The organism is Rhizobium sp. USDA 4016 (assembly GCF_056279705.1).
Genome location: NZ_JBWCCY010000004.1, coordinates 4,055,900 through 4,077,259, shown reverse-complemented (window position 1 = coordinate 4,077,259; position 21,360 = coordinate 4,055,900). Strand labels below are relative to the sequence as shown.

General features: G+C 58.9%; 14 protein-coding genes. 4 read left to right on the top strand and 10 right to left on the bottom strand.

Annotated elements, in window-relative coordinates:
• Positions 1–17 precede the first annotated feature (17 nt).
• Complete coding sequence (locus tag ACZ9DP_RS35940) at positions 18–659, bottom strand: carbonic anhydrase (protein WP_074070080.1); 642 nt, start codon at positions 657–659, stop codon at positions 18–20.
• A gap of 69 nt (positions 660–728) precedes the next feature.
• Positions 729–1,607, bottom strand: a complete 879-nt coding sequence (gene pdxY, locus ACZ9DP_RS35935) for a pyridoxal kinase PdxY (protein WP_074070081.1) — start codon at positions 1,605–1,607, stop codon at positions 729–731.
• A gap of 270 nt (positions 1,608–1,877) precedes the next feature.
• Here pdxY and ACZ9DP_RS35930 point away from each other — a divergent pair, with 270 nt between their 5' ends.
• A complete protein-coding gene (locus tag ACZ9DP_RS35930) occupies positions 1,878–6,656 on the top strand; it encodes an NAD-glutamate dehydrogenase (RefSeq protein ID WP_476205231.1) in 4,779 nt (1,592 codons plus the stop codon).
• 31 nt (positions 6,657–6,687) lie between these two features.
• Entirely contained in the window at positions 6,688–8,088 is a 1,401-nt protein-coding gene (locus ACZ9DP_RS35925) for an MFS transporter (RefSeq protein WP_476205230.1), read from the top strand.
• 35 nt (positions 8,089–8,123) lie between these two features.
• Here the strand turns inward: ACZ9DP_RS35925 and purH are convergent, their stop codons facing one another.
• The 4 genes from purH to htpX form a co-directional block, all read right to left on the bottom strand.
• Complete coding sequence (gene purH, locus ACZ9DP_RS35920) at positions 8,124–9,740, bottom strand: bifunctional phosphoribosylaminoimidazolecarboxamide formyltransferase/IMP cyclohydrolase (RefSeq protein WP_476205229.1); 1,617 nt, start codon at positions 9,738–9,740, stop codon at positions 8,124–8,126.
• Between the two features lie 97 nt (positions 9,741–9,837).
• Positions 9,838–11,511 (bottom strand): heparinase II/III family protein, encoded by a 1,674-nt coding sequence (locus ACZ9DP_RS35915; RefSeq protein WP_476205228.1) that lies wholly within the window; start codon positions 11,509–11,511, stop codon positions 9,838–9,840.
• Positions 11,512–11,622: 111 nt separating this feature from the next.
• Positions 11,623–13,008 (bottom strand): RsmB/NOP family class I SAM-dependent RNA methyltransferase, encoded by a 1,386-nt coding sequence (locus ACZ9DP_RS35910; RefSeq protein WP_476205536.1) that lies wholly within the window; start codon positions 13,006–13,008, stop codon positions 11,623–11,625.
• Positions 12,999–13,961, bottom strand: a complete 963-nt coding sequence (gene htpX / locus ACZ9DP_RS35905; protein WP_194728500.1) for a zinc metalloprotease HtpX — start codon at positions 13,959–13,961, stop codon at positions 12,999–13,001. The genes ACZ9DP_RS35910 and htpX overlap by 10 nt, the downstream gene beginning before the upstream one ends.
• A 108-nt stretch (positions 13,962–14,069) precedes the next feature.
• Here htpX and ACZ9DP_RS35900 point away from each other — a divergent pair, with 108 nt between their 5' ends.
• Positions 14,070–14,294: a DUF1674 domain-containing protein gene (locus ACZ9DP_RS35900; protein ID WP_476205227.1), complete on the top strand. Its 225-nt coding sequence runs from the start codon at positions 14,070–14,072 to the stop codon at positions 14,292–14,294.
• Positions 14,295–14,590: 296 nt separating this feature from the next.
• Here the strand turns inward: ACZ9DP_RS35900 and acs are convergent, their stop codons facing one another.
• Positions 14,591–16,546 (bottom strand): acetate--CoA ligase, encoded by a 1,956-nt coding sequence (acs, locus tag ACZ9DP_RS35895; protein WP_074070087.1) that lies wholly within the window; start codon positions 16,544–16,546, stop codon positions 14,591–14,593.
• Between the two features lie 228 nt (positions 16,547–16,774).
• Here acs and ACZ9DP_RS35890 point away from each other — a divergent pair, with 228 nt between their 5' ends.
• Positions 16,775–17,482: a DUF1013 domain-containing protein gene (locus tag ACZ9DP_RS35890; protein ID WP_022719513.1), complete on the top strand. Its 708-nt coding sequence runs from the start codon at positions 16,775–16,777 to the stop codon at positions 17,480–17,482.
• A gap of 70 nt (positions 17,483–17,552) precedes the next feature.
• Here the strand turns inward: ACZ9DP_RS35890 and ACZ9DP_RS35885 are convergent, their stop codons facing one another.
• The 3 genes from ACZ9DP_RS35885 to ACZ9DP_RS35875 all read right to left on the bottom strand — a co-directional run bounded on the left by ACZ9DP_RS35885 (position 17,553) and on the right by ACZ9DP_RS35875 (position 21,286).
• Positions 17,553–18,458, bottom strand: a complete 906-nt coding sequence (locus ACZ9DP_RS35885) for a flagellin N-terminal helical domain-containing protein (protein WP_092586560.1) — start codon at positions 18,456–18,458, stop codon at positions 17,553–17,555.
• Positions 18,459–18,632: 174 nt separating this feature from the next.
• On the bottom strand, positions 18,633–20,543 hold the full coding sequence (locus tag ACZ9DP_RS35880; protein WP_476205226.1) for a propionyl-CoA synthetase: 1,911 nt from the start codon (positions 20,541–20,543) through the stop codon (positions 18,633–18,635).
• Between the two features lie 83 nt (positions 20,544–20,626).
• On the bottom strand, positions 20,627–21,286 hold the full coding sequence (locus tag ACZ9DP_RS35875; RefSeq protein WP_194728503.1) for a YggS family pyridoxal phosphate-dependent enzyme: 660 nt from the start codon (positions 21,284–21,286) through the stop codon (positions 20,627–20,629).
• Positions 21,287–21,360: the final 74 nt, after the last annotated feature.

Here is a 21,360-nt window from a genome sequence, read left to right as displayed (position 1 = left end):
CTTCCCGCCCGCGAAGCTTATACTTCCGGGCGGATAAAATCGCGCGTTTCCGCGTCCATCACCCAAAGTTCACCGGTCGAGATATCGAACCAGGCCCCATGCAGGGCGATCTTCCCTGCCTCTTCAAGCGCCTTGATATCCGGAAAACTTCTGAGGTTATTGAGCGAGTTGCGGATCGAGACGCGCTCGAGCGCCGTCTGGCGCTCAGCGGCAGTCATCACGTCATTGCTTTGGATCTGCTCGGCAGCGGGCCGGACGAGCGACATCCAGCGGCCAATGAAATCACCAGGCGACAGCGGTTCGGAATTGGGATCAAGCGCTGCGCGGATACCGCCGCAGCGGCCATGGCCCATGACGACGATGTCGGAAACCTTCAAGACCTGTACGGCGAATTCCAAAGCGGCAGATGTCGAGTGAAAATGGCCATCCGGCTCGTAAGGCGGCACCATGTTGGCGACGTTGCGGATGACGAAAAGCTCACCGGGGCCGGCGTCGAAGATAAGTTCCGGTGCTGCGCGCGAGTCCGAACAGGCAATAACCAGCGTATTCGGACTCTGACCGTTTTCAGCCAGCATCTTATAGCGGTCGCGGGCGTCGGCGTAACGCCCGTTCATGAAGTTGCGATAGCCGTCCAGAAGTGAAGTTGGAAAACACTGCATGACTGTCGATTAGCGCGCAGACGCTTCAAGATCAACTGCTGCGCATGCGAAATGCGCAAACGTGCGCCTCTAACTCTTCTTCCGTTGGGCGGGATGCATGAGGCGGCGCATCTGCACCATGGCCATCGGTGTCGACAGGCTTGTTGCATCGCTTGCGAGCGTAAGCTCATCGCTGCCGCGTTTGACCGCACGCACCAGCACTTCATAGACGCTGGCTGTTGCAAGCTGCAGCGCCTTTTCGTCGTCCATCCCGGAAAGAAGCCGCGAGAGGAAGACGGCCGCCAGCAGGTCGCCCAGTCCGTTCGGCGGATTGTCGACGACACGATGCTCGGCAAGCAGAGCATGGCGGCCGGAAAGATAGAGATTTCCGGTGCCGCCAGCCATCATCGGAACAGCGGAGGTGACAAGCATGCGGGAAGGGCCGAGTGACAAAGCAGCCTCCATGACAGCTGTATTGTCCTCCAACGGTGCGCCCACCATCCAGGCCAGCTCATAGCGGTTGGGTGTCGCCAAAGACGCAAGCGGGATCAGCTGGTCGCGGATCGCCTCCGCCGTCGCTTCGGGCACATAGAGGCCGCCCAGATCGCCCATCACCGGATCGCAGACATAAAGCAGCTCGGGATTCTTTTCACGCAATGCACCGACAAGACGGGCAACAGAACCAGCCTGGGCAGCGTTTCCGAAATAACCAGACAAGACCGCCTTCACTTCTCCAACCCACGGCGCACGGATGAGATCATCGATGGCGGCATCGAAATCGGCCTCCGCAAAAGTGAGCCGGGTCGAACGGCCATGACCGGGATGCCAGGGCAGAATGATCGTCGGCAGTGCCCAGACCTGATGGCCGAGCGTCTCAAGCGCGAAGACGGCGGCACGATTGCCGACCGAACCGCGAACGACATGGCTGGAGATGACGATCACCGTTCCTGCAGCACTATTATCCGGCATAGTAATTTTAAACCCCGAATTCGATGCGCTGTTGATCGTCCTTTTGCCGCGCAGCTGTCAACCATTCTTCATCCATGCGTGGAAATCTCGGCGAGCCGAAAAAATCCAAGACCGGCCTGGGCTTTCCTATAATCGGAGAATCCTCTGAAATTTTACTGAAACAAGGTCAAAAACGCACAGAAACTGCCAAGGCGGAGCCTCTTTTAGGGGTTTTTTCGACAATTCTTCTGCTAACTTGCGCCAAATCACACAAATCGGGGAATGTCTTCAATGGCTGCCAAAAACCATCCGCGACGGGAAAAGCTGATCGAAAGCGCAAAGAAGATCGCTGCTGCAGCCAAAGAGCCGCATCTCGATCCGGAAATCCTCTTCGGCCGGGCGAGTGGAGACGACCTCGATCGATACACACCGGAGATGCTGGCGCTTTCGGCCGTTCATTCCGCTAAGGAGCTTGCGGGCTGGGACGGCAAGGTCCCGCGCGTTACGATCGAAACGCTGGCCGATGTCGAACCCGATGGCGTTGCGGTCTCGGTGCTGACGGTTACCGATCAGAATAAGCCGTTCCTTTACGAGTCCGTTATGAGCGAGGTCACAAGCTCCTATCGCGATCTCTATATGGCGGTGCATCCGATCCTGGTGATGGAGCATGGCAAGACGCCGGTACTTTATTCAGCCGAGGAGGCGAGCGATCCGGCAAAACGTGTCAGCCATATCCAGATTCACATTTCGCCGTTGACTGCGGCGCAATCCGGCGACCTTCGCAAGCGCATCATGATCGTGCTGGAGCAGGTCCGCCAGGCTGTTTCCGACTGGAAGCCCATGCTTTCCAAGCTCGACACCGTGATTGCCGAATTGGGCAGCTACGGCGCCAGCCGCAAAAAGGCCGATCGGGACGAAGCACTGGCTTTCCTCACCTGGCTACGCGATGAAAACTTCACCTTCCTTGGCATGCGTGAATATGTCTATTCCAGCAAGGGCAGCGAAGCGAAGGTCGAGCGTGACAAGGGCGCTGGCCTCGGCATTCTTTCTGATCCGGATGTCTTGGTGCTGCGCACCGGCAAGGATGCCGTAACGACGACGCCGGAAATCCTCGCCTTTCTCGATGGTCCGGATTTCCTGATCGTCACCAAGGCGAATGTGAAATCCGTCGTCCACCGCCGCGCCTATATGGATTATGTCGGCGTCAAGCGATTCGACAAGGACGGCAACGTCACCGGTGAACTGCGCATCGTTGGCCTCTTTACCTCTACGGCCTATACGTCTTCGGCTTCGGAAATTCCGCTCATCCGTTCCAAAGTTGCCAAAGTGACAGATCATTTCGGCTTCGACCCCATGAGCCATTCCGGCCGAATGTTGTACAACACGCTGGAATCTTATCCACGCGACGATCTTTTCCAGATCGACACGACGCTGCTCGCGAATTTCGCCGAACAGATCAACGATCTAGTCGAACGGCCGCGCGTCCGCGTTCTGCCGCGCATCGATCATTTCGACCGTTTTGTGTCGGTCATCGTCTATGTACCACGCGAGGAATACGATTCCATCGTTCGCGAAAAGATCGGCACCTATCTGAAGACCGTCTACGACGGCCGGGTCTCTGCCTATTATCCGGCCTTCCCGGAAGGGCGGGTTGCGCGCGTACACTTCATCATCGGCCGATCCGGCGGCAAAACGCCGCGCATCCCGCAAGCGAAGCTCGAGGAAGCGATCCGCGCCATCACCGCCCGCTGGGACGATCGCTTCGAAGCGCTGGCTGGGCCGAAGGCGCCGAAGATCGCCGTCAGCAATGCCTTCCAGGATTCCTTCACCGCTGAAGAAACGGTTGCCGATCTTCCGGACATCACCGATTGCGCCTCCGGCGAGCCGATACGCATCGAGTTCTATTACCGCAATGATGCAGAACGCGGCCGGGTCTTCTCACTCAAGATTTTCCATGCTCGCGAGCAGCTTCCGCTCTCACGCCGCGTGCCGCTTCTCGAAAATCTCGGTTTCAACGTGCTGAGCGAGCGGACCTTCGACATCGAAGTTCCAACCGCAGACGGCTCGGTCAACATCGTCGTACTGCACGATATGGAGCTTGAAGACCGCAGTGGCGCCGAAATTGACCTCAGCCGTCATGGTGCCGCGCTGGAAGAGGCCTTCATTTCCGCTTTCGACGGCACGATCGACAATGACAGTTTCAACCGGCTGATCCTTTCAGCCGGGCTTTCCGCACGCGAGACGAATGTCCTGCGGGCCTATGCGCGTTATCTTCGTCAGGCAGGTATCGCCTATTCGCAGGATTACATCGCAACGACCCTCGATAAATATCCAGAGATTGCCGCTTCGATCTTCCGCCTCTTTTATGAGGCGCTCGATCCGCAGCTTAGCGAGAAGGCGCGCATGAAAAAGCTCGCCGACCTGCATCGGTCGATCGAGGCGGCGCTCGCCAATGTGCCGAGCCTTGACGATGACCGCATCCTGCGCCGATACATCAATGTCGTCGATGCGACGCTGCGGACCAACTACTTCCAGCGTACTGCCGATGGCTCGCCGAAGGCGATGCTTGCCTTCAAGCTCGATCCGAATCTCGTCGATGGCCTGCCGGAGCCGAAGCCTTTCCGGGAAATCTTTGTCTATGGCGTCGAGGTCGAGGGCGTGCACCTGCGTTTCGGCAAGGTTGCCCGCGGCGGCCTGCGCTGGTCGGATCGCGCCGAGGACTATCGCACGGAAGTCCTGGGCCTCGTAAAGGCGCAGCAGGTGAAGAACGCCGTTATCGTTCCAGTCGGCGCCAAGGGCGGCTTTTATCCGAAGAAACTGCCCGCTGGCAGCACCCGCGATGAGATCTTCAATGCCGGCCGCGAAGCCTACAAGACCTATATCCGCACCCTGCTTTCGATCACCGACAACATTTCAGGCACCGATATCGTGCCTCCGGAAGATACAGTACGGCTCGATGGCGACGATCCCTATTTCGTCGTCGCCGCCGATAAGGGAACGGCAACCTTCTCCGACACCGCCAACGCACTGGCGCAGGAAGCTGGTTTCTGGCTCGACGACGCCTTCGCGTCAGGCGGCTCGGCCGGCTACGACCACAAGAAAATGGGCATCACCGCGCGTGGCGCCTGGGAAACCGTAAAGCGTCATTTCCGCGAGATGGATATCGACATCCAGACGACACCGTTTACGGTGGCCGGTGTCGGCGACATGTCCGGCGACGTTTTCGGCAACGGCATGCTGCTTTCTCCGAAGATCAAGCTGGTTTCCGCCTTCGACCACCGTGACATCTTCATCGATCCCGATCCGGACATGGAAAAGACGCTTGCCGAACGGCAGCGACTTTTTAACCTGCCGCGTTCAAGTTGGCAGGACTTCGACAAGTCGGTTCTTTCGAAAGGCGCGATGATCATTTCACGCGCGGCGAAATCCGTCACGCTGACCCCGGAAGCGGTTGCCGCGATCGGCATCGACAAAGCGGTGGCAACCCCCTTCGAGATCATCACAGCAATCCTGAAGAGCCCGGTAGATCTTCTCTGGTTCGGCGGCATCGGCACCTATGTGAAGGCGCAGACGGAAACCGATACGGAAGTGGGCGATCGTTCCAACGATCCGATCCGCATCACGGCTGATGAGGTGCGGGCGAAGGTGATCGGCGAGGGCGCCAACCTCGGCGTCACGCAAAAGGGTCGCATCACTTATGGCCTGAAAGGCGGACGGAGCAATTCCGATGCGATTGACAATTCAGCCGGCGTCAACACCTCGGACGTCGAGGTGAACATCAAGATCGCGCTCGCCAATGCGATGCATGACGGGCGGCTCACACGGGCAAAACGCGATCAACTGCTGTCCTCCATGACGGACGAAGTCGCGGCACTCGTTCTGCGCAACAACTATCTGCAATCGCTGGCGATTTCGCTGACCGAACGCAAGGGGACCGCTAACGGCCTTGAGCTCGCACGCTTCATGAGCGTGCTGGAAGGGGCCAAGCAACTCAACCGGAAGGTGGAAACGCTTCCCGATGAGGCGACGCTCGCCGAGCGCTATGCTGCCGGCAAGCCGCTCACGCGGCCGGAAATCGGCGTGTTGCTCTCTTACGCCAAGATCGTGCTTTTCGATGCCGTTGCGGCAAGCGACCTTCCGGATGATCCTTACTTTGCGTCGACCCTTTCAAACTACTTCCCGGCTAAGATGCAAAAAACCAATACCTCCGACATCGCAACTCACCGGCTGAAACGCGAAATCATCGCGACGGTGCTTGCCAACGAGGCAATCAATCGCGGCGGCCCCGGCTTTGTGGTGAGCATGATGGATGCGACAGCGGCGTCAGCGCCGGAAGTCGTCCGTGCCGCGATCATCGCCCGCGATGGCTTCGACCTGACCAGGCTTTGGACCGAGACCGATGCGCTGGACGGCAATATTTCCGGACAGATGCAGAACCGTGTCTATGAAGAGCTCGGCCATAGCTTCACAGTCTTGACTCGGTTGCTCCTGAAGACCGGCATGGCAAAAGGCGGCATAGCAGAAACCATTAGTCGGCTTCAGACTGCGTTGAAGAAACTGAAGCCCTCGTTCGCCGCGCAGGCTCCCGCAGAGTTCGAGGCGCGTGCCATGGAGTATCGCGAAGCCGGGCTGCCAGAAAGATTGGCCGCCGTCATCGCCGGGCTGCCGGGCTTTGTGCTGGTCCCGGAGATCATGCAGATCGCCGAACGCACAGGCGAGGCGCTCGGACGTGCCGCGGAAAGTTATTTTGCCGTATCGCAGACCTTCCGCGTCGGAAGGCTGCTCGCAGCCGGCGCCCGCATTCTCACCTCGGATCACTACGAAAGCCTGGCCTTGGCGCGCAGCATCGACCAGATTGCCAGTGCCCGCCGCGATATCGTCATCTCGGCGCTGTCAGAGCATGGCAAGGAAAAGCTGCCGGTTCAGGCGTGGCACGGAGTCGATCGCATCAGGATCAACCGCATCGCCGAAGAGCTGTCAAACCTCAGCGACAGCGGCGATCCAACTCTTGCGCGAATCACAGTGGCCGCAGGTCTTTTAACCGATCTTGCGCGCGACCGGGCGAGGTGACACAGTCCGCCGCGAATGCGGGAGTGTAGGCGTGAGTAGAATAGACTGGACCGGAACAGGAACGCCGGCGCCGCAGAAGGCGTCGGAAAAGGGCATCTGGAGCTGGATGCTCTTCGATTGGGCCGCGCAACCGTTTTTCACGGTCGTGACCACGTTCATTTTCGGACCCTACTTCGTCTCACGCCTGACGGACGATCCGGTTTCGGCACAAGCGATGTGGAGCAATACCGCGACGATCTCTTCGGTGATCATAGCCCTGCTCTCTCCGATCCTCGGCTCCATCGCCGATCAGTCCGGCGCCCGCAAACCATGGATAGCCTTTTTCGCTATCATCAAGGTTGTCAGCCTCTTCGGCCTTTGGTTTGCCGCGCCCGGTTCGCCGCTTGTCTATCCGGTAATCTTGATGATCCTCGCCTCGATCGCCGCAGAATTCTCGATCGTCTTCAACGATTCCATGATGCCGCGCCTTGTGGGCAAGGATGAGGTCGGCAGGCTGTCCAATACGGCCTGGGGGCTTGGCTATCTCGGCGGCATGATCGTGCTCGTCACTGTCGTGACGCTGCTTGCGGGAAACCTGGAAACGGGAAAGACGCTGTTGGGGCTCGACCCGTTGTTCGGGCTTGATCCGCATACCGGTGAGGACGCGCGCATTACAGGGCCGATTTCCGCGGTCTGGTATCTCATCTTCATCATTCCGATGTTCCTCTTCACACCCGATGTGGCGAAGGGATTGCCGCTCGCTGCTGCCGTCCATGCCGGCCTCAGGCAGGTCGCAAACACAATCAGCGAGTTGAAGATCCGAAGAGGCATCCTGAAATTCCTGATTGCCCGCATGATCTATCAAGACGGGGTCAACGGGTTGCTGATCCTAGGCGGCGCCTTCGCCGCCGGCATGTTTGGCTGGGCGACGATCGAAATCGGACTTTATGGGATCATCCTCAATGTCGTGGCGATTTTCGGCTGCGTCATCGCCGGACGCGTTGATCACCGGATCGGATCAAAAGCAACGATCCTGATCAGCCTGACGCTGCTTTTGCTCGCCACCCTCGGGATTATTTCGACGGGGCCGGGTTATACGCTTTTCGGCCTGCTGCCGATGTCAACGGCGGACGCCGGAGGGCTTTTCGGCACGGCGGCGGAAAAAGCCTATATTCTTTACGGGCTGTTGATCGGCCTCGCCTTCGGTCCCGTCCAGGCTTCGTCGCGCTCTTATCTAGCGCGCAGCGTCAGCCCGCAGGAGGCAGGGCGCTATTTCGGCATCTATGCGCTATCCGGCCGCGCCACGAGCTTCATGGCAACGCTCTTCTTCTCGCAGATAACCTATGCCAGCGGATCAGCGCGTCTCGGCATGGCAACGCTGATCCTTTTCCTCGCGGGCGGACTGATCCTGCTGATCGCGACCCCTTATCCGGCAGACAGGCAGCAAGACTGAATTGAACCCCGGCTGGGCGCCAAGATTCTATCCGCTCAATGGCGGAAATGGCGCATGCCGGTGAATACCATCGCGACGTCGTGCTCGTTGGCAGCGTCGATCACCTCTTGGTCGCGCATCGAACCACCCGGCTGGATGACTGCCGTCGCACCCGCTGCAATCATCGACAGGAGACCATCGGCGAACGGCAGGAAGGCTTCCGAAGCAACCGCAGAACCGCGTGTCATCGGAGCAGGCAAACCCAGTGCCTTGGCGGCTTCCTCGGCTTTCAGGGCAGCGATACGGGCGGAATCGACACGGCTCATCTGGCCGGCGCCAATGCCGGCCGTCTGGCCATCTTTGGCGTAAACCACGGCATTCGATTTCACGTGCTTGCCGACCTTGAAGGCAAACTTCATGTCTTCCAGTTCCTGTTGTGTCGGCGCGCGCTTGGTCACGACCTTCAGCTCCAGATCCTCGATCATGCCGTTGTCACGGCTTTGGACCAGCAGGCCCCCGGAGACTGTTTTCGCCGTCAGGCCAGCGGCACGCGGATCGGGCAGATCGCCGGCAGAAAGCAGGCGCAGATTCGGCTTCCTCGCAAGGATCGCCTTGGCTTCTTCGGTTACATCCGGAGCGATGATCACTTCGGTGAAGAGCTTGATGATCTCTTCCGCGGTCTCCGCATCGAGCGTGCTGTTGAACGCAATGATGCCGCCGAACGCAGAAACGGAATCGCAGGCGAGCGCCCGTTTGTAGGCTTCGACAAGGCTTGGCCCCGTGGCAACGCCGCAAGGATTGGCGTGCTTGATGATGGCGCAGGCGGGTGCCTTTTCAGGCAGGAATTCAGCGACGAGTTCGTAGGCCGCATCGGTGTCGTTGATGTTGTTATAGGAGAGCTGCTTGCCCTGCAGCAGCATCGCCGTCGAAACACCTGGTCGCTTTTCACCGGTAACGTAGAAAGCCGCCTTCTGATGTGGATTTTCACCGTAGCGCATCTCGTCCTTCAGAACGCCGCCGATCACCCGATGGCGCGGCGTATCGATGGAAAGCGCTTCAGCGAACCAGTTGGAGATCATCGCGTCATAGGCAGCGGTGCGGGCATACGCCTTGGCTGCCATACGCTGGCGGAACGCATAGCTCGTCTGGCCTGCATCGGCCGAAAGCTGTTCGAGCAGTTCCGGGTAATCTGCAGGATCGGTGAGGATCGTAACGTAAGCATGGTTCTTGGCAGAGGCACGGATCATTGCCGGACCGCCGATATCGATATTCTCGACCGTCGTGGGATAATCACCACCGGCGGCACGCACATCCTCGAATGGATAGAGGTTAATGACGGCAAGATCGATATCTTCGATACCATGCGCCTTCATGGCTTCCTGATGCGCGCTATCATCACGGATTGCCAGGAGACCGCCGTGGACCGTCGGATGCAGCGTCTTCACACGGCCGTCCATGATTTCCGGAAAGCCGGTGACTTGGGAAACGTCGGTGACAGCCAAACCCGCGGCTGTGATGGCCTTGTGCGTTCCGCCTGTCGAAAGCAGGCGGATGCCCTTTTCGGAAAGCGCGCGGGCAAGCTCGACAATACCCTCCTTATCGGAGACGGAGAGTAGCGCGGTTTTGACCTTGACCTTATCAGGGGCGGGGATTTTCTTGGAAGTGACGGCCATGAACCTTCTCCGTTCGGGCTTCGGGAGACATCCGGCAAGGGACGTATAGGATAATGGCGCCGCGTTAGCACGAGCTATGCCGCTGCGCAAACGGCGATTAGCTCTTGCGGGACAAAAACCAGCGAATTTCCGGCTTCTCGGCAAAAACGAAGTCGATCTCGATCTGGTCCGAACCGCAGATGCCGGAGGCGTCAGCAAAAAAGATATCTTCAGTGATCAGAACTTCGTTCCCCGGCGACGAAAAGAGCCAACTTTCGCCATCCGGCGCTGTCAGCAACACGGACTCGCGATCACTCTGCTTCACATTTATGGCCGGATGGAGATGGAAGCGCGCGGCAGCACGAAGAGGCTCGTCAATGACGCGCTCGCCTTGCGGCACCAGCCGATCACGGCCAGTGACGATGGAGCCTGCAGCATTCAGCGTCAGTTCGCGCTCATGGAGCATGCCGAAATTCTTCAGATAGCCGTCGTGACTGACCTTGATGCCATCGCGTCCGTCGTCGGTTTCAGCGCGCTCGACGCTAACGGTCTTCACCGAATCCGTCATGACATAACCGAGAAATTCCGAGGCCGAGAAGCGGCTGGATGAGGTGTCGTTCAGTGTCACAGTCGAATGCGTCGCGGTCGTGCGCGCCATCTGCACATAGCGGCGGCCAGCGAATTTCGGTGAGCCGGAGTTGACGATAAAGCGATGACGACCCGACGACATTTCGAAGGAAAGGCAGCCCGCATGCGCCGTGCGCGACAGGGGGCCTGCTGCGGGAGGGCCGGTATCGGCGATCAAAATGGTATTTCCCGCCGCAAGTCGTTGATAGCGCGAATGCGGCATTGCCTTGAACGGTGGGCCGGCCGTTTCGTCATAGCGCAGAACCGACATCAACTCGTTGGCAAGCGTCGATGTCGCGCCGTTAAAGAGCGCGAGATCGCCATTGTGGTGGCGGAAAAAGCGCAGCGCCGGATACATGCGATCGATGCCTGAAATCAGCTTCTGCGGCAGATCGTGACCGAGATTCACATAGGTCTGCCGCAGCGGTAGGAGATCGAGAAGCAATTCTAGGCCTGTGCGTGGATTGCGGGAGATATGCCCGCCGTCGGGTAGAATCTGGCTATCGAATTCATTATCCAGCGCCTGGGCAGCCTTGCGCAGCACACCTGGTCGCGCTGGCATTGCAATTGAAGCCATGGCGAGGGCGATCCGCAGGCGGAAAAGAACTTCCCCCGCCGGCGCGAAAGCCGCCATACGTCGCAGGTAGCGAACCTGAAACGCCAGAGACTTCATAAAACGGCGGTAAAAGCCGCGATCAGCATTCTGCAGCACGACCGGCGAATGCGAGAGCCAGGCAATCACTCGCTGTGAAGTGACATCGAGTTCCCAGGCAATGCCTTCCATGCGGCCAGCATGCAACGAGAGCCAGCTATCGACGATCCCCCGGGCAACCGCGCAAGCTTGATCGCTTTTGTAGGCACGCATATGACGAAGCCAGCCGAACCCATGCAAACGGCTGGCAAAAGCGCGTGAGGGAAGCGTAAAGCCGAAGGGCGACTTGCCGTTCGTCTCCAGAAGGCGTCCTGCCAGAGCAAAGCGGCCATTCATGATCTCCTCGGCGATATGAGGATCGATGGCGCGAAGATCGGTCGGCGCAACGATAAGCCTCTCGGGCACTTGGATTGTATGGCGGAAAAGGCGAAGGCGCAGCGATGCGATGCGCCGCGACATGCGGCGCCAAGCCTCCCGAACATACAAACTCGAAAACCGCCGGCCGGACTGCATATTCTATTGTCTATTGACCCTCATGATTAAGAATAGGTGAATGAGGGCCGCATTCAGCGGTAAGACTGCATTAATTGTGACAGAAACGAAATCTAGGGAAGGTCCATGCAATCAGGCAACACGCCGCAGCACCGCAGCGTAAAAACCGTCAAGGCCTGAAGCGACCGTTGCGGGCATTCGCAGCATGGGGGGGGTCGTCCGGAATTCGCCAAGCGGACTGATCGCCATTTCCAAACCGGGCCATCGAGCAGCGTCGATCCGGACGCGCTCGACATTCGGTGTGTCCGCCAAGATGCGGCTGACGACATCCTCGCCTTCGACGGGATCCAGCGAGCAATTTGAAAAGACGAGAGTACCGCCAGGCTTCAGGAGCGTCAGCGCATGGCGAAGCAACCGTTCTTGCACGCCAGCAAGCTTTGCGATGTCCTCGGGCCCCTTCGTCCAGAGAACATCCGGATGACGGCGCGTCGTGCCCGTCGAGGAGCAGGGGGCGTCGAGCAGGATGGCGTCAAACGGCTCGCCCGGCTGGTATTTCACAAGATCCGTCGTGAGCGTTTCTGCCTTGAGGGCGAGGCGATCGAGATTGGAGCGTAGGCGCTTCAATCGGCTTTCGGATTGATCAATCGCAGTGACGCTACCTCCGGCGAGAATGAGTTGTGCGGTCTTGCCGCCGGGTGCGGCGCAAAGATCGACGACGCGTTTGCCAGACAGGTCGCCAAGGAGCTTGGCCGGAATGCTTGCCGCGGCGTCCTGCACCCACCATTCGCCTTGATCGAAACCTTCAAGGGAGGGGATAGTGCCATCAAAGGCTGCGAGACGCACACCACCGGTCGGCAGGACTTCCCCATTCAACCTTGCTGCCCAGCCTGCCGCATCCGACTTCACGGTGAGATCGATTGCCGCGGGCTCGAGCTGAGATTCGGCGATCGCCGCGGCGGCCTCTTTCCCGTAAGCCTTTTCAAGACGGTTGATAAACCAAGCCGGCATCGGCGAAATCTTCGCGATGTCTTCGAGGACCTTCTCCTTTTCGCGGCCAAGACGTCGCAGGATCGCATTCACCAGTTTTGCGAAGCGGCGATTGCGAGGATCCTGATTTGCCTGCTCGACGGCAAGATCGACCGCCGAATGGTCGGGGACGTCGAGATAAAGGATCTGCGCCGCTCCAACCGCAAGCACATGATGGAGTGCGCGCGCGCCTTCCGGCAACGGCGAGTCTAATAGAGAAGCAATCGCGGCATCGATGCGGGGCAGGTGACGGAGCGCAGTGTTGAGAATAGCGCGAACCAATGCGCGATCGCTCTCCCCGAGTGCCTTATATGCGGGATTCCCGTGTTCGTGATCCAATGCACCATCTAGCGGCAGTTTGCGCTCAATCACGGCAGCGAGGATCTTCGCTGCGGCCGCACGCGCCTCTAGGCCAGGCTTGACCGCAAGGCGTTCTGCAGGCGGTTTCTTTTTGTTGAATGGCTTGTTTCTGCCGTCTGAATTCAAGACCAGGGCCCTTTCGGCGGTTGGGAACCACCGCGGCCAATACCCGTATTCGGAACCGAGCGCGATCTGCGCGACGGATTACCAGCGCGAACCGTCGCCGTCGAGCCATTCATACCGTTCCCCGCCATTTCCTGAAGTGCTGCAATACGGTTTTCCGTATTCGGGTGCGTCGAAAACAGATTGTCCATCCGTTCCCCGGAGAGGGGATTGATGATGAACATATGCGCCGTCGCAGGATTGCGCTCGGCATCATAGTTCGGGATATGCGCCGCGCCACGGGCAATCTTGCCGAGCGCGGAAGCGAGCCAAAGGGGGTCGCCGCAGATTTCGGCGCCGCGCCGGTCGGCAGAATATTCGCGCGTCCGGCTGATCGCCATCTGCACAAGCATGGCGGCGAGCGGCGCTACGATCATCGCCAGAAGCACGCCGACGAAACCGAAGGGGTTGCTGTTGTTCTCGCGATTGCCGCCGAAAAAGAAGGCGAAGTTACCGAGCATCGAGATTGCGCCGGCAAGCGTCGCCGTGATCGTCATCGTCAGCGTGTCGCGGTTCTGGATATGCGCCAGTTCATGCGCCATCACAGCCGCCACCTCTTCCGGCGAGAGCGCGCTGAGCAGCCCTGTCGAGGCCGCGACGGCGGCATTCTCCGGATTGCGGCCCGTGGCAAAGGCATTCGGCTGCGGATTGTCGTAGAGATAGACTTTCGGCATGGGCAGGCCGGCATTTCGCGCAAGATCGCGAACGATGCGGAAGAATTCCGGCGCGTTGCGCTCATCGACTTCCTGCGCCCGGTAGGCAGAAAGCACCATCCGGTCCGAATTCCAGTAGGAAAAGAAATTCATGCCCGCAGCGATCAGGAAGGCGATCATCATGCCGCCGCGGCCACCGATCAGGAATCCGACGAACATGAACAGGGCCGTCATGAAGGCAAGCAACATGGCAGTGCGAACGAGGTTCATCGAGGTCTCCATCTCCCATCTGCGGCAAAAGGGTTTCAATCAAGCCGCCGGCGCACTATGATTTGGTTATTCGCCAGCCATTTTCAATATTTCCGGCGGGAGACGCAATTGCAGCCAGCGGACAACGACAATGTAGATAGCACTGTGGCAGAAGGAGCAGTACTACCGCGCAAGGTTCTGTCACCCGCTGCCAGACGCGCGCTTGCCGAAGCCGAAGAACGCCGCAGGAACCAGAAACCCCTGGATCTGCCACCGGAGATCGGTGGACGGGGAGGAGCCGAGCCAGCGCGCTTCGGCGACTACGAGATCAACGGCCGCGCGATCGATTTTTAAGTAAATATTCCTAGTCTTCTTTCCCCTGAAGTCTTCGCGGGCTGGAGTCGACGCACGGCAATGATTGACGGCGGGTTTACCGCGCATGCGTTGATAAAGGGGCCAATATTCTGGCTGGATTGTCGCCAACGTGGTTCTTTCAGACGATCGGAATCCGGCCGAAGATATGCTGTTGGAGCCAAAGATATGCTGTCGGAAGGCCATGCCCGTGAATACGACGGCGCACGCAAGCTGCGCGCCGTCCGTGCCGGCACGACTGAAAAGCGGCTCCCTGGTTTTCGGGAGCCGCTCTGATTTCAGGCGGTTACCTTGTTCTGCCTGTTGGCGATGAGGTCATCGACGACCGCCGGATCGGCAAGCGTGGACGTATCTCCGAGCGCGCCGAAATCGTCCTCGGCAATCTTGCGCAGGATACGGCGCATGATCTTGCCGGAACGGGTCTTCGGCAAGCCGGGCGCAAACTGGATCTTGTCCGGCGATGCGATCGGGCCGATTTCCGTGCGAACATGCTTCACCAACTGTTGGCGCAACTCATCGGATCCTTCGTTGCCTGCCATCAACGTGACGTAGCAATAGATGCCCTGTCCCTTGATCGAATGCGGGTAGCCAACGACCGCGGCTTCCGAAACCAGATTATGCGAGACGAGCGCGGACTCCACCTCGGCCGTGCCGAGGCGGTGGCCGGAGACGTTCAGCACATCGTCGACACGACCGGTGATCCAGTAGTAGCCGTCTTCATCGCGGCGGCAGCCGTCGCCGGTAAAATACTTGCCCTTGTAGGTGGAAAAGTAGGTCTGGATGAAGCGCTCATGGTCGCCATAGACCGTGCGCATCTGCCCGGGCCAGCTGTCGGTAATGCACAGGTTACCGTCGGCAGTGCCTTCCAGCACCTTGCCGTCATTGTCGACCAACTGCGGCTTCACACCGAAGAACGGGACGGTCGCTGAACCCGGCTTCAGGTCGATCGCACCAGGCAGCGGGGTGATCAGGATGCCGCCGGTCTCTGTTTGCCACCAGGTATCGACGATCGGGCAACGGCCATCGCCGACGACATTGTAGTACCACTCCCAAGCTTCCGGGTTGATCGGCTCGCCGACCGTCCCGAGCAGGCGCAAGGACGAGCGGGACGAGCGGGTGACAAAATGGTCGCCGGCGCCCATCAACGAGCGGATCGCTGTCGGAGCGGTATAGAAGATGTTGACCTTGTGCTTGTCGATGATCTCCCAGAAGCGGCCCTGGTCGGGAAAGTTCGGCACGCCTTCGAACATCAGCGTCGTCGCGCAATTCGCAAGCGGACCGTAGACGATGTAGGAATGGCCGGTCACCCAGCCGACATCGGCCGTGCACCAGTAGATATCGCCATGGTGATAGTCGAAGACGTATTCATGCGTCATCGACGCATAGACAAGATATCCGCCCGTCGTGTGCAAGACGCCCTTCGGCTTGCCGGTGGAGCCAGAGGTATAGAGGATGAACAGGGGATCCTCCGCTTTCATCTTCACAGGCGGGCACTCGGCTTTCACCGTCGCCGCTTCCTGATGGTACCAAAGGTCGCGGCCGGGAGCCCAGCCCGTCTTGCCGCCGGTCCGGCGCACGACGAGGACCTTGCCGACCGTCACATGCTGGCGGGCAGCGATGTGGATCGCGGTATCGGCATTGTCCTTCAGCGGCACCGGCTTGCCGCCGCGAACGCCCTCGTCGCAGGTGATGATGAACGTCGAACCACAGTCGACGAGACGTCCGGCAAGCGCTTCCGGCGAGAACCCGCCGAAGACGACAGAGTGCACGGCGCCGATGCGGGCACAGGCGAGCATGGCATAGGCCGCTTCGGGTATCATCGGCATATAGATGGTGACGCGGTCACCCTTCTTGACGCCATGCTTCTTCAACACGTTCGCCATGCGGCAGACATGCTCGTAGAGCTCGTTGTAGGTGATCTTCTTGTCGATATAGGGATTGTCGCCTTCGAAGATGATGGCGACCTGGTTGCCGTGCGTTTTCAGGTGGCGGTCGATGCAGTTGTAGGAAACGTTCGTCTGGCCGTCTTCGAACCACTTGATCGAGACCTTCCCTGTAAACGACGTGTTCTTGACCTTCGTATAGGGCTTGAACCAGTCAATCCGCTTGCCGTGCTTGCCCCAGAATTTGTCCGGGTTCTCGATGCTCTCCTCGTACCATTTCTCATACTTGGCCTTATCGATCAGAGCATGGCTCTTCACCAGTTTCGTAACCGGATGGATCTTTTCCGACATGTGACTCCTCCTCAACACAGGCACCGGCTAACTGCGCAAGCGCGATCACCGGAACTCGATTTAGGCATTCATAGCAGGTCAAAAGCACCCGGCAATTAGACAAAGGTCATTTCATTCCTGATCAATTGCAATTCTGCGTCACTCCAGTTATATAGCGCCATATTTCCGGATATTATGGTGATATCCACGGACCGCGACACCGGCGCGGACGACAGAAGGACTATATCCATGGCTCAACAATTGCTCATGCCGAAGGCGACCGCCATCTGGCTCGTCGACAATACGGCGCTGTCTTTCGATCAGATCGCCCAGTTCTGCAAGCTGCATCCGCTCGAGGTGAAAGCAATTGCCGACGGCGAGGCAGCGCAGGGCATCAAGGGCCTGGACCCGATCTCGACCGGCCAGCTTTCACGCGATGAAATCGCCCGCGCCGAAGCAAACCCGAACCACAAGCTGAAACTCTCGGAGCCGAAGGTTCGCGTTCCCGAATCCAAGCGCCGTGGTCCGCGTTACACGCCTGTTTCCAAGCGCCAGGACCGTCCGAATGCCATTCTCTGGCTCGTTCGCAATCACCCAGAGCTGAAGGATGCTCAGATTTCACGCCTCGTCGGCACGACGAAATCGACGATCGAGCAGATTCGTGAACGCACGCATTGGAACTCGGCCAACCTGACGCCGATGGATCCGGTCACGCTCGGCCTCTGCAGCCAGATCGACCTCGATATGGAAGTGGAAAAGGCATCCAGGGGCCGGCCACTACCGACCGCCGCCGAACTCGGCGCCACGCTGCAGTCCGCCCAGGAAACTGAGCGCATGAGCCCGAATTTCGAACGCGAAGAAGAGCGCGAAATCGACGCCGATGCCGTCTTTGCCAAGCTCAAGTCTCTGAAGTCTTCCTCCAAGGATAAGGATGAAGACGAAGACGATCGCTTCTGACCTGTTTGCATAAAGCGAAAGACCCGCCGGATCGCTCCGGCGGGTCTTTTGTTTTCTGCTGTTGCCGCGTTTAGCTGCGGAAGAGCGACAGGATGTTCTGAGATGCCGAGTTCGCAATCGACAGAGATTGGATAGCAAGCTGCTGCTGCGTCTGAAGAGCGGTCAGCTTGGAAGATTCTTCTTCCATGTCGGCGTCGACGAGGCGGCCAATGCCGGAGTCGATCGAGTCGCTCAAAGTCGAGACGAAATCTTCCTGCAGTTGGATGCGAGTGGAGATCGAGCCGAGCTGTGCACCGGCGCTGGTCATCGCCTTCAGAGCGGATTCGACAGCCGTCAGCGCAAGACCGACGTCATCTGTGGTGAAATTGGTGATGTCCATCTTATAGACGGAGCCGATCGTACCGTTCGAGGTGCCGATAATACCCGTGGACGTTTCGATCAGGCCTCCGCTCATGCCGAACAGGACGTTGCCGACCGAGGTATCGTCGAGGATATATTCAGTCTGTTTGACGGATACAGCGTTCGAGCCATCGCGAACGAAGGTCGAAACGACGCTTTTCGTACCCTCGCCGGCGACCCAGTTCTCACCGGAGAAGGAAGCAGACTGAGCAATGCTCAGTAGCTGAGCCTGAAGCTGGGAAATCTCTTCCTGAACCTTGGCCTTGTCGACGCCCTTTTCGGTAGCGGCAACCAGCTTGGCCTTGATTTCGGAAACAATATCGATGGCGCTGTCCATCGCGGCATAGGCCGTGTCGACCTTGGCGGCACCGAGGCCGAGAGCGTCGGAAACAGCCGAAAGCGCCTTGTTGTCCGAACGCATGGTCGTTGCAATCGACCAGTAAGCGGCATTGTCAGCGGCCTTGCCGACGCGCAGGCCGGACGAAACGTGGTCCTGGGTTTCCTTGAGGCTCTGGTTTACACCGCGAAGGGTCTGCAGTGCCGCCATTGCGGCAGTGTTCGTTAGAATGCTTGACATCGCTTTTTGTCCAATTCGCTTGGGTGAAAGGGCATTCCGGCCGAGGCCGAGAGCGGCGGTGCTTCATGCTCACCTGCAACAGGTGTCCGTGCGCCGAACCTAGCGAAAACATGGTTAACAACTCGTCAACGCTGGTTACATCTCGTCAACGAATCTTACCGAATAGGTAATTTCCTACATTGGAAGCGAGCCAAAACCCTTGCTGCGCAAGGCCTCCGCGATTTCATGCAGAATGGCCGGATCGTCGATGGTCGCCGGCATTTTCCATGGTTCGCCGTCCGCGATCTTCTGCATTGTGCCACGCAGGATCTTGCCCGAACGGGTCTTCGGCAGACGTTCGACGACAATCACCGTCTTGAATGCGGCCACCGGACCGATCTGGTCGCGAATCAGTTTGACGACCTCTGCTTCAATCGTTGCCTTCGCCTTCGTGACGTTCTTCTTGAGCACAAGGAAGCCGCAAGGCACCTGCCCCTTGAGCGGATCGGCAATACCGACGACGGCGCACTCTGCAACATCCGGATGCTTTGCGCAGACCTCTTCCATTGCTCCTGTCGAAAGCCTGTGGCCCGCACAATTGATGATGTCGTCCGTGCGCGACATGATGAACAGATAGCCGTCGTCATCCACATAACCGGCGTCCGCTGTCTTGTAGTATCCCGGAAATTCCTCGAGATATGCCGTGCGAAAACGCTCGTCTGCCTTCCAGAGTGTCGGCAGACAGCCCGGCGGCAAGGGCAGCTTGGCGACGATGTTGCCGAGCGTGCCGGGTGGCACCTGATGTCCTGCGTCGTCGAGAACCTGGATCTCGTAACCAGGCACCGGCACGGACGCTGATCCGTGCTTTACTGGAAGCCCACCGAGACCGAGTGGATTTGCAGCGACCGGCCAGCCGGTTTCCGTCTGCCACCAATGATCGACGACGGGAACCTTAAGCATCTTTTCCGCCCATTTGAGAGTTTCGGGATCGGCTCGCTCACCCGCAAGAAAAAGCGCCCGGAAATGCGGGTTCGAATAGTGGCGCACGAACTCGCCATCGGCATCTTCCCGGCGAATTGCGCGGAAGGCTGTCGGAGCGGTAAAGAGAACACGCACATCGTATTCGCAAATCACGCGCCAGAACGCGCCGGCGTCGGGTGTGCCGACGGGTTTGCCCTCAAAGATTACAGTCGCCACACCCGCAAGCAACGGCGCATAGACGATATAGGAATGACCAACCACCCAGCCGATATCGGAGGCTGCCCAGAAAACTTCGCCGGGTTTCATTGCGTAGATGTTCGCCATCGACCAGTGCAGCGCGACCATATGCCCGCCATTGTCACGGACGACGCCTTTCGGCTGACCGGTGGTGCCGGATGTGTAAAGGATATAGAGCGGATCGATCGCTTTGACGGCTACGCAAGGAATGCTCCTGCCATGGTGAAGCGCTACGGCCTCTTGGAAAGCATGATCGCGCCCAGGCACAAGTTCGGCCGTCAGTTGCGGCCTTTGCAGAACGAGGCAATGTGCGGGCTTTGATTTCGCCGCAGCGATGGCCTGATCGACAAGCGGCTTGTAAGCCACGACACGGCCGGGCTCCAATCCGCAGCTGGCAGTGACCACGAGCTTTGCGCCTGAATCATCGATGCGAGCCGCAAGTTCGTTGGCAGCAAACCCTCCAAAAACCACGGAGTGGATGGCGCCGATGCGAGCGCAGGCAAGCATGGAGAAAATGGCTTCGGGCACCATCGGCATGTAGATGATGACACGATCGCCTTTGCCGATGCCGAACGCTTGAAAGGTCGCCGCGATTGCCTGCACTTCGCCAAGCGCTTCCTCGTAACTAAAGCGTGCCTTGGCGCCACTCATGGCACTGTCGAAGATGATGGCTGTTTCCGTGCCGCGGCCTGCCAACACATGGCGGTCCAGGCAATTGTAACAGGTGTTGGTCTCACCGTCTGCGAACCAGCGGCCGTAAACGCCCTGTGATGGCGAGAAGACCTGCTGCGGCTCCTTGAACCAGGTGATCGCTCTTGAAGCATCGCGCCAGAATGCTTCCGGATCGCTCTTCCAGCTCGCATAGACCTGATGATAGCTGCTCTGCATTTGCTCCTCCCCAGGACATGCACGCCGTGTGGCGAGTTTAGGCGAGGGGAGGCTGGACCGGAAGCCCGACGAAAGCAGAAGGACTAACGCGCGCCGAAAATAGCGGACCCGACGCGCACGCTCGTCGCACCGAAGGCCACGGCCGTTTCGTAGTCCCCGGACATGCCCATGGAGAGTTTTTCTACACCGCATTTTCCTGCGATCTTAGCCAGCAGAGCAAAATGCGGACCGGGATTTTCCTCGGCTGGGGGAATGCACATCAGGCCTTCGATCGAAAGGCCGAGCTCATTCCGGCAGAAATCGACGAATGCGGGTGTATCGGCGGGCGCAATACCGGCCTTTTGCGGTTCTAAACCGCTATTTACCTGGACATAGAGCCGAACGGTCTTGCCTTGCCGTTTCATTTCCCCGGCGATTGCGCGGGCGATCTTTTCACGATCGACGGTTTCTATGACATCAAAGAGCGCAACGGCATCGGTTGCCTTATTCGATTGCAGCGGCCCGATAAGGTGCAGCTCGATGCCGGGCGTCTCGGTCTTGAGTTCCGGCCATTTGCCTTGGCTTTCCTGAACGCGGTTCTCGCCGAAAATGCGCTGACCAGCCGCAATCGCGGGGCGGATGGCCTCCGCATCGAAAGTCTTCGACACGGCAACGAGTTGAACCGATCCGGCAGGACGCTGAGACTGACGCTCTGCTGCCGAAATGCGCGCGCGAACATCGTTCAACCGCTCTTGAAGTTCCATTATCTTATCCCGACATGTCCGCATAAGGAGGATGGCATGCACTAACCGCGCCTGACATTCTTGCCAAGGCCCTG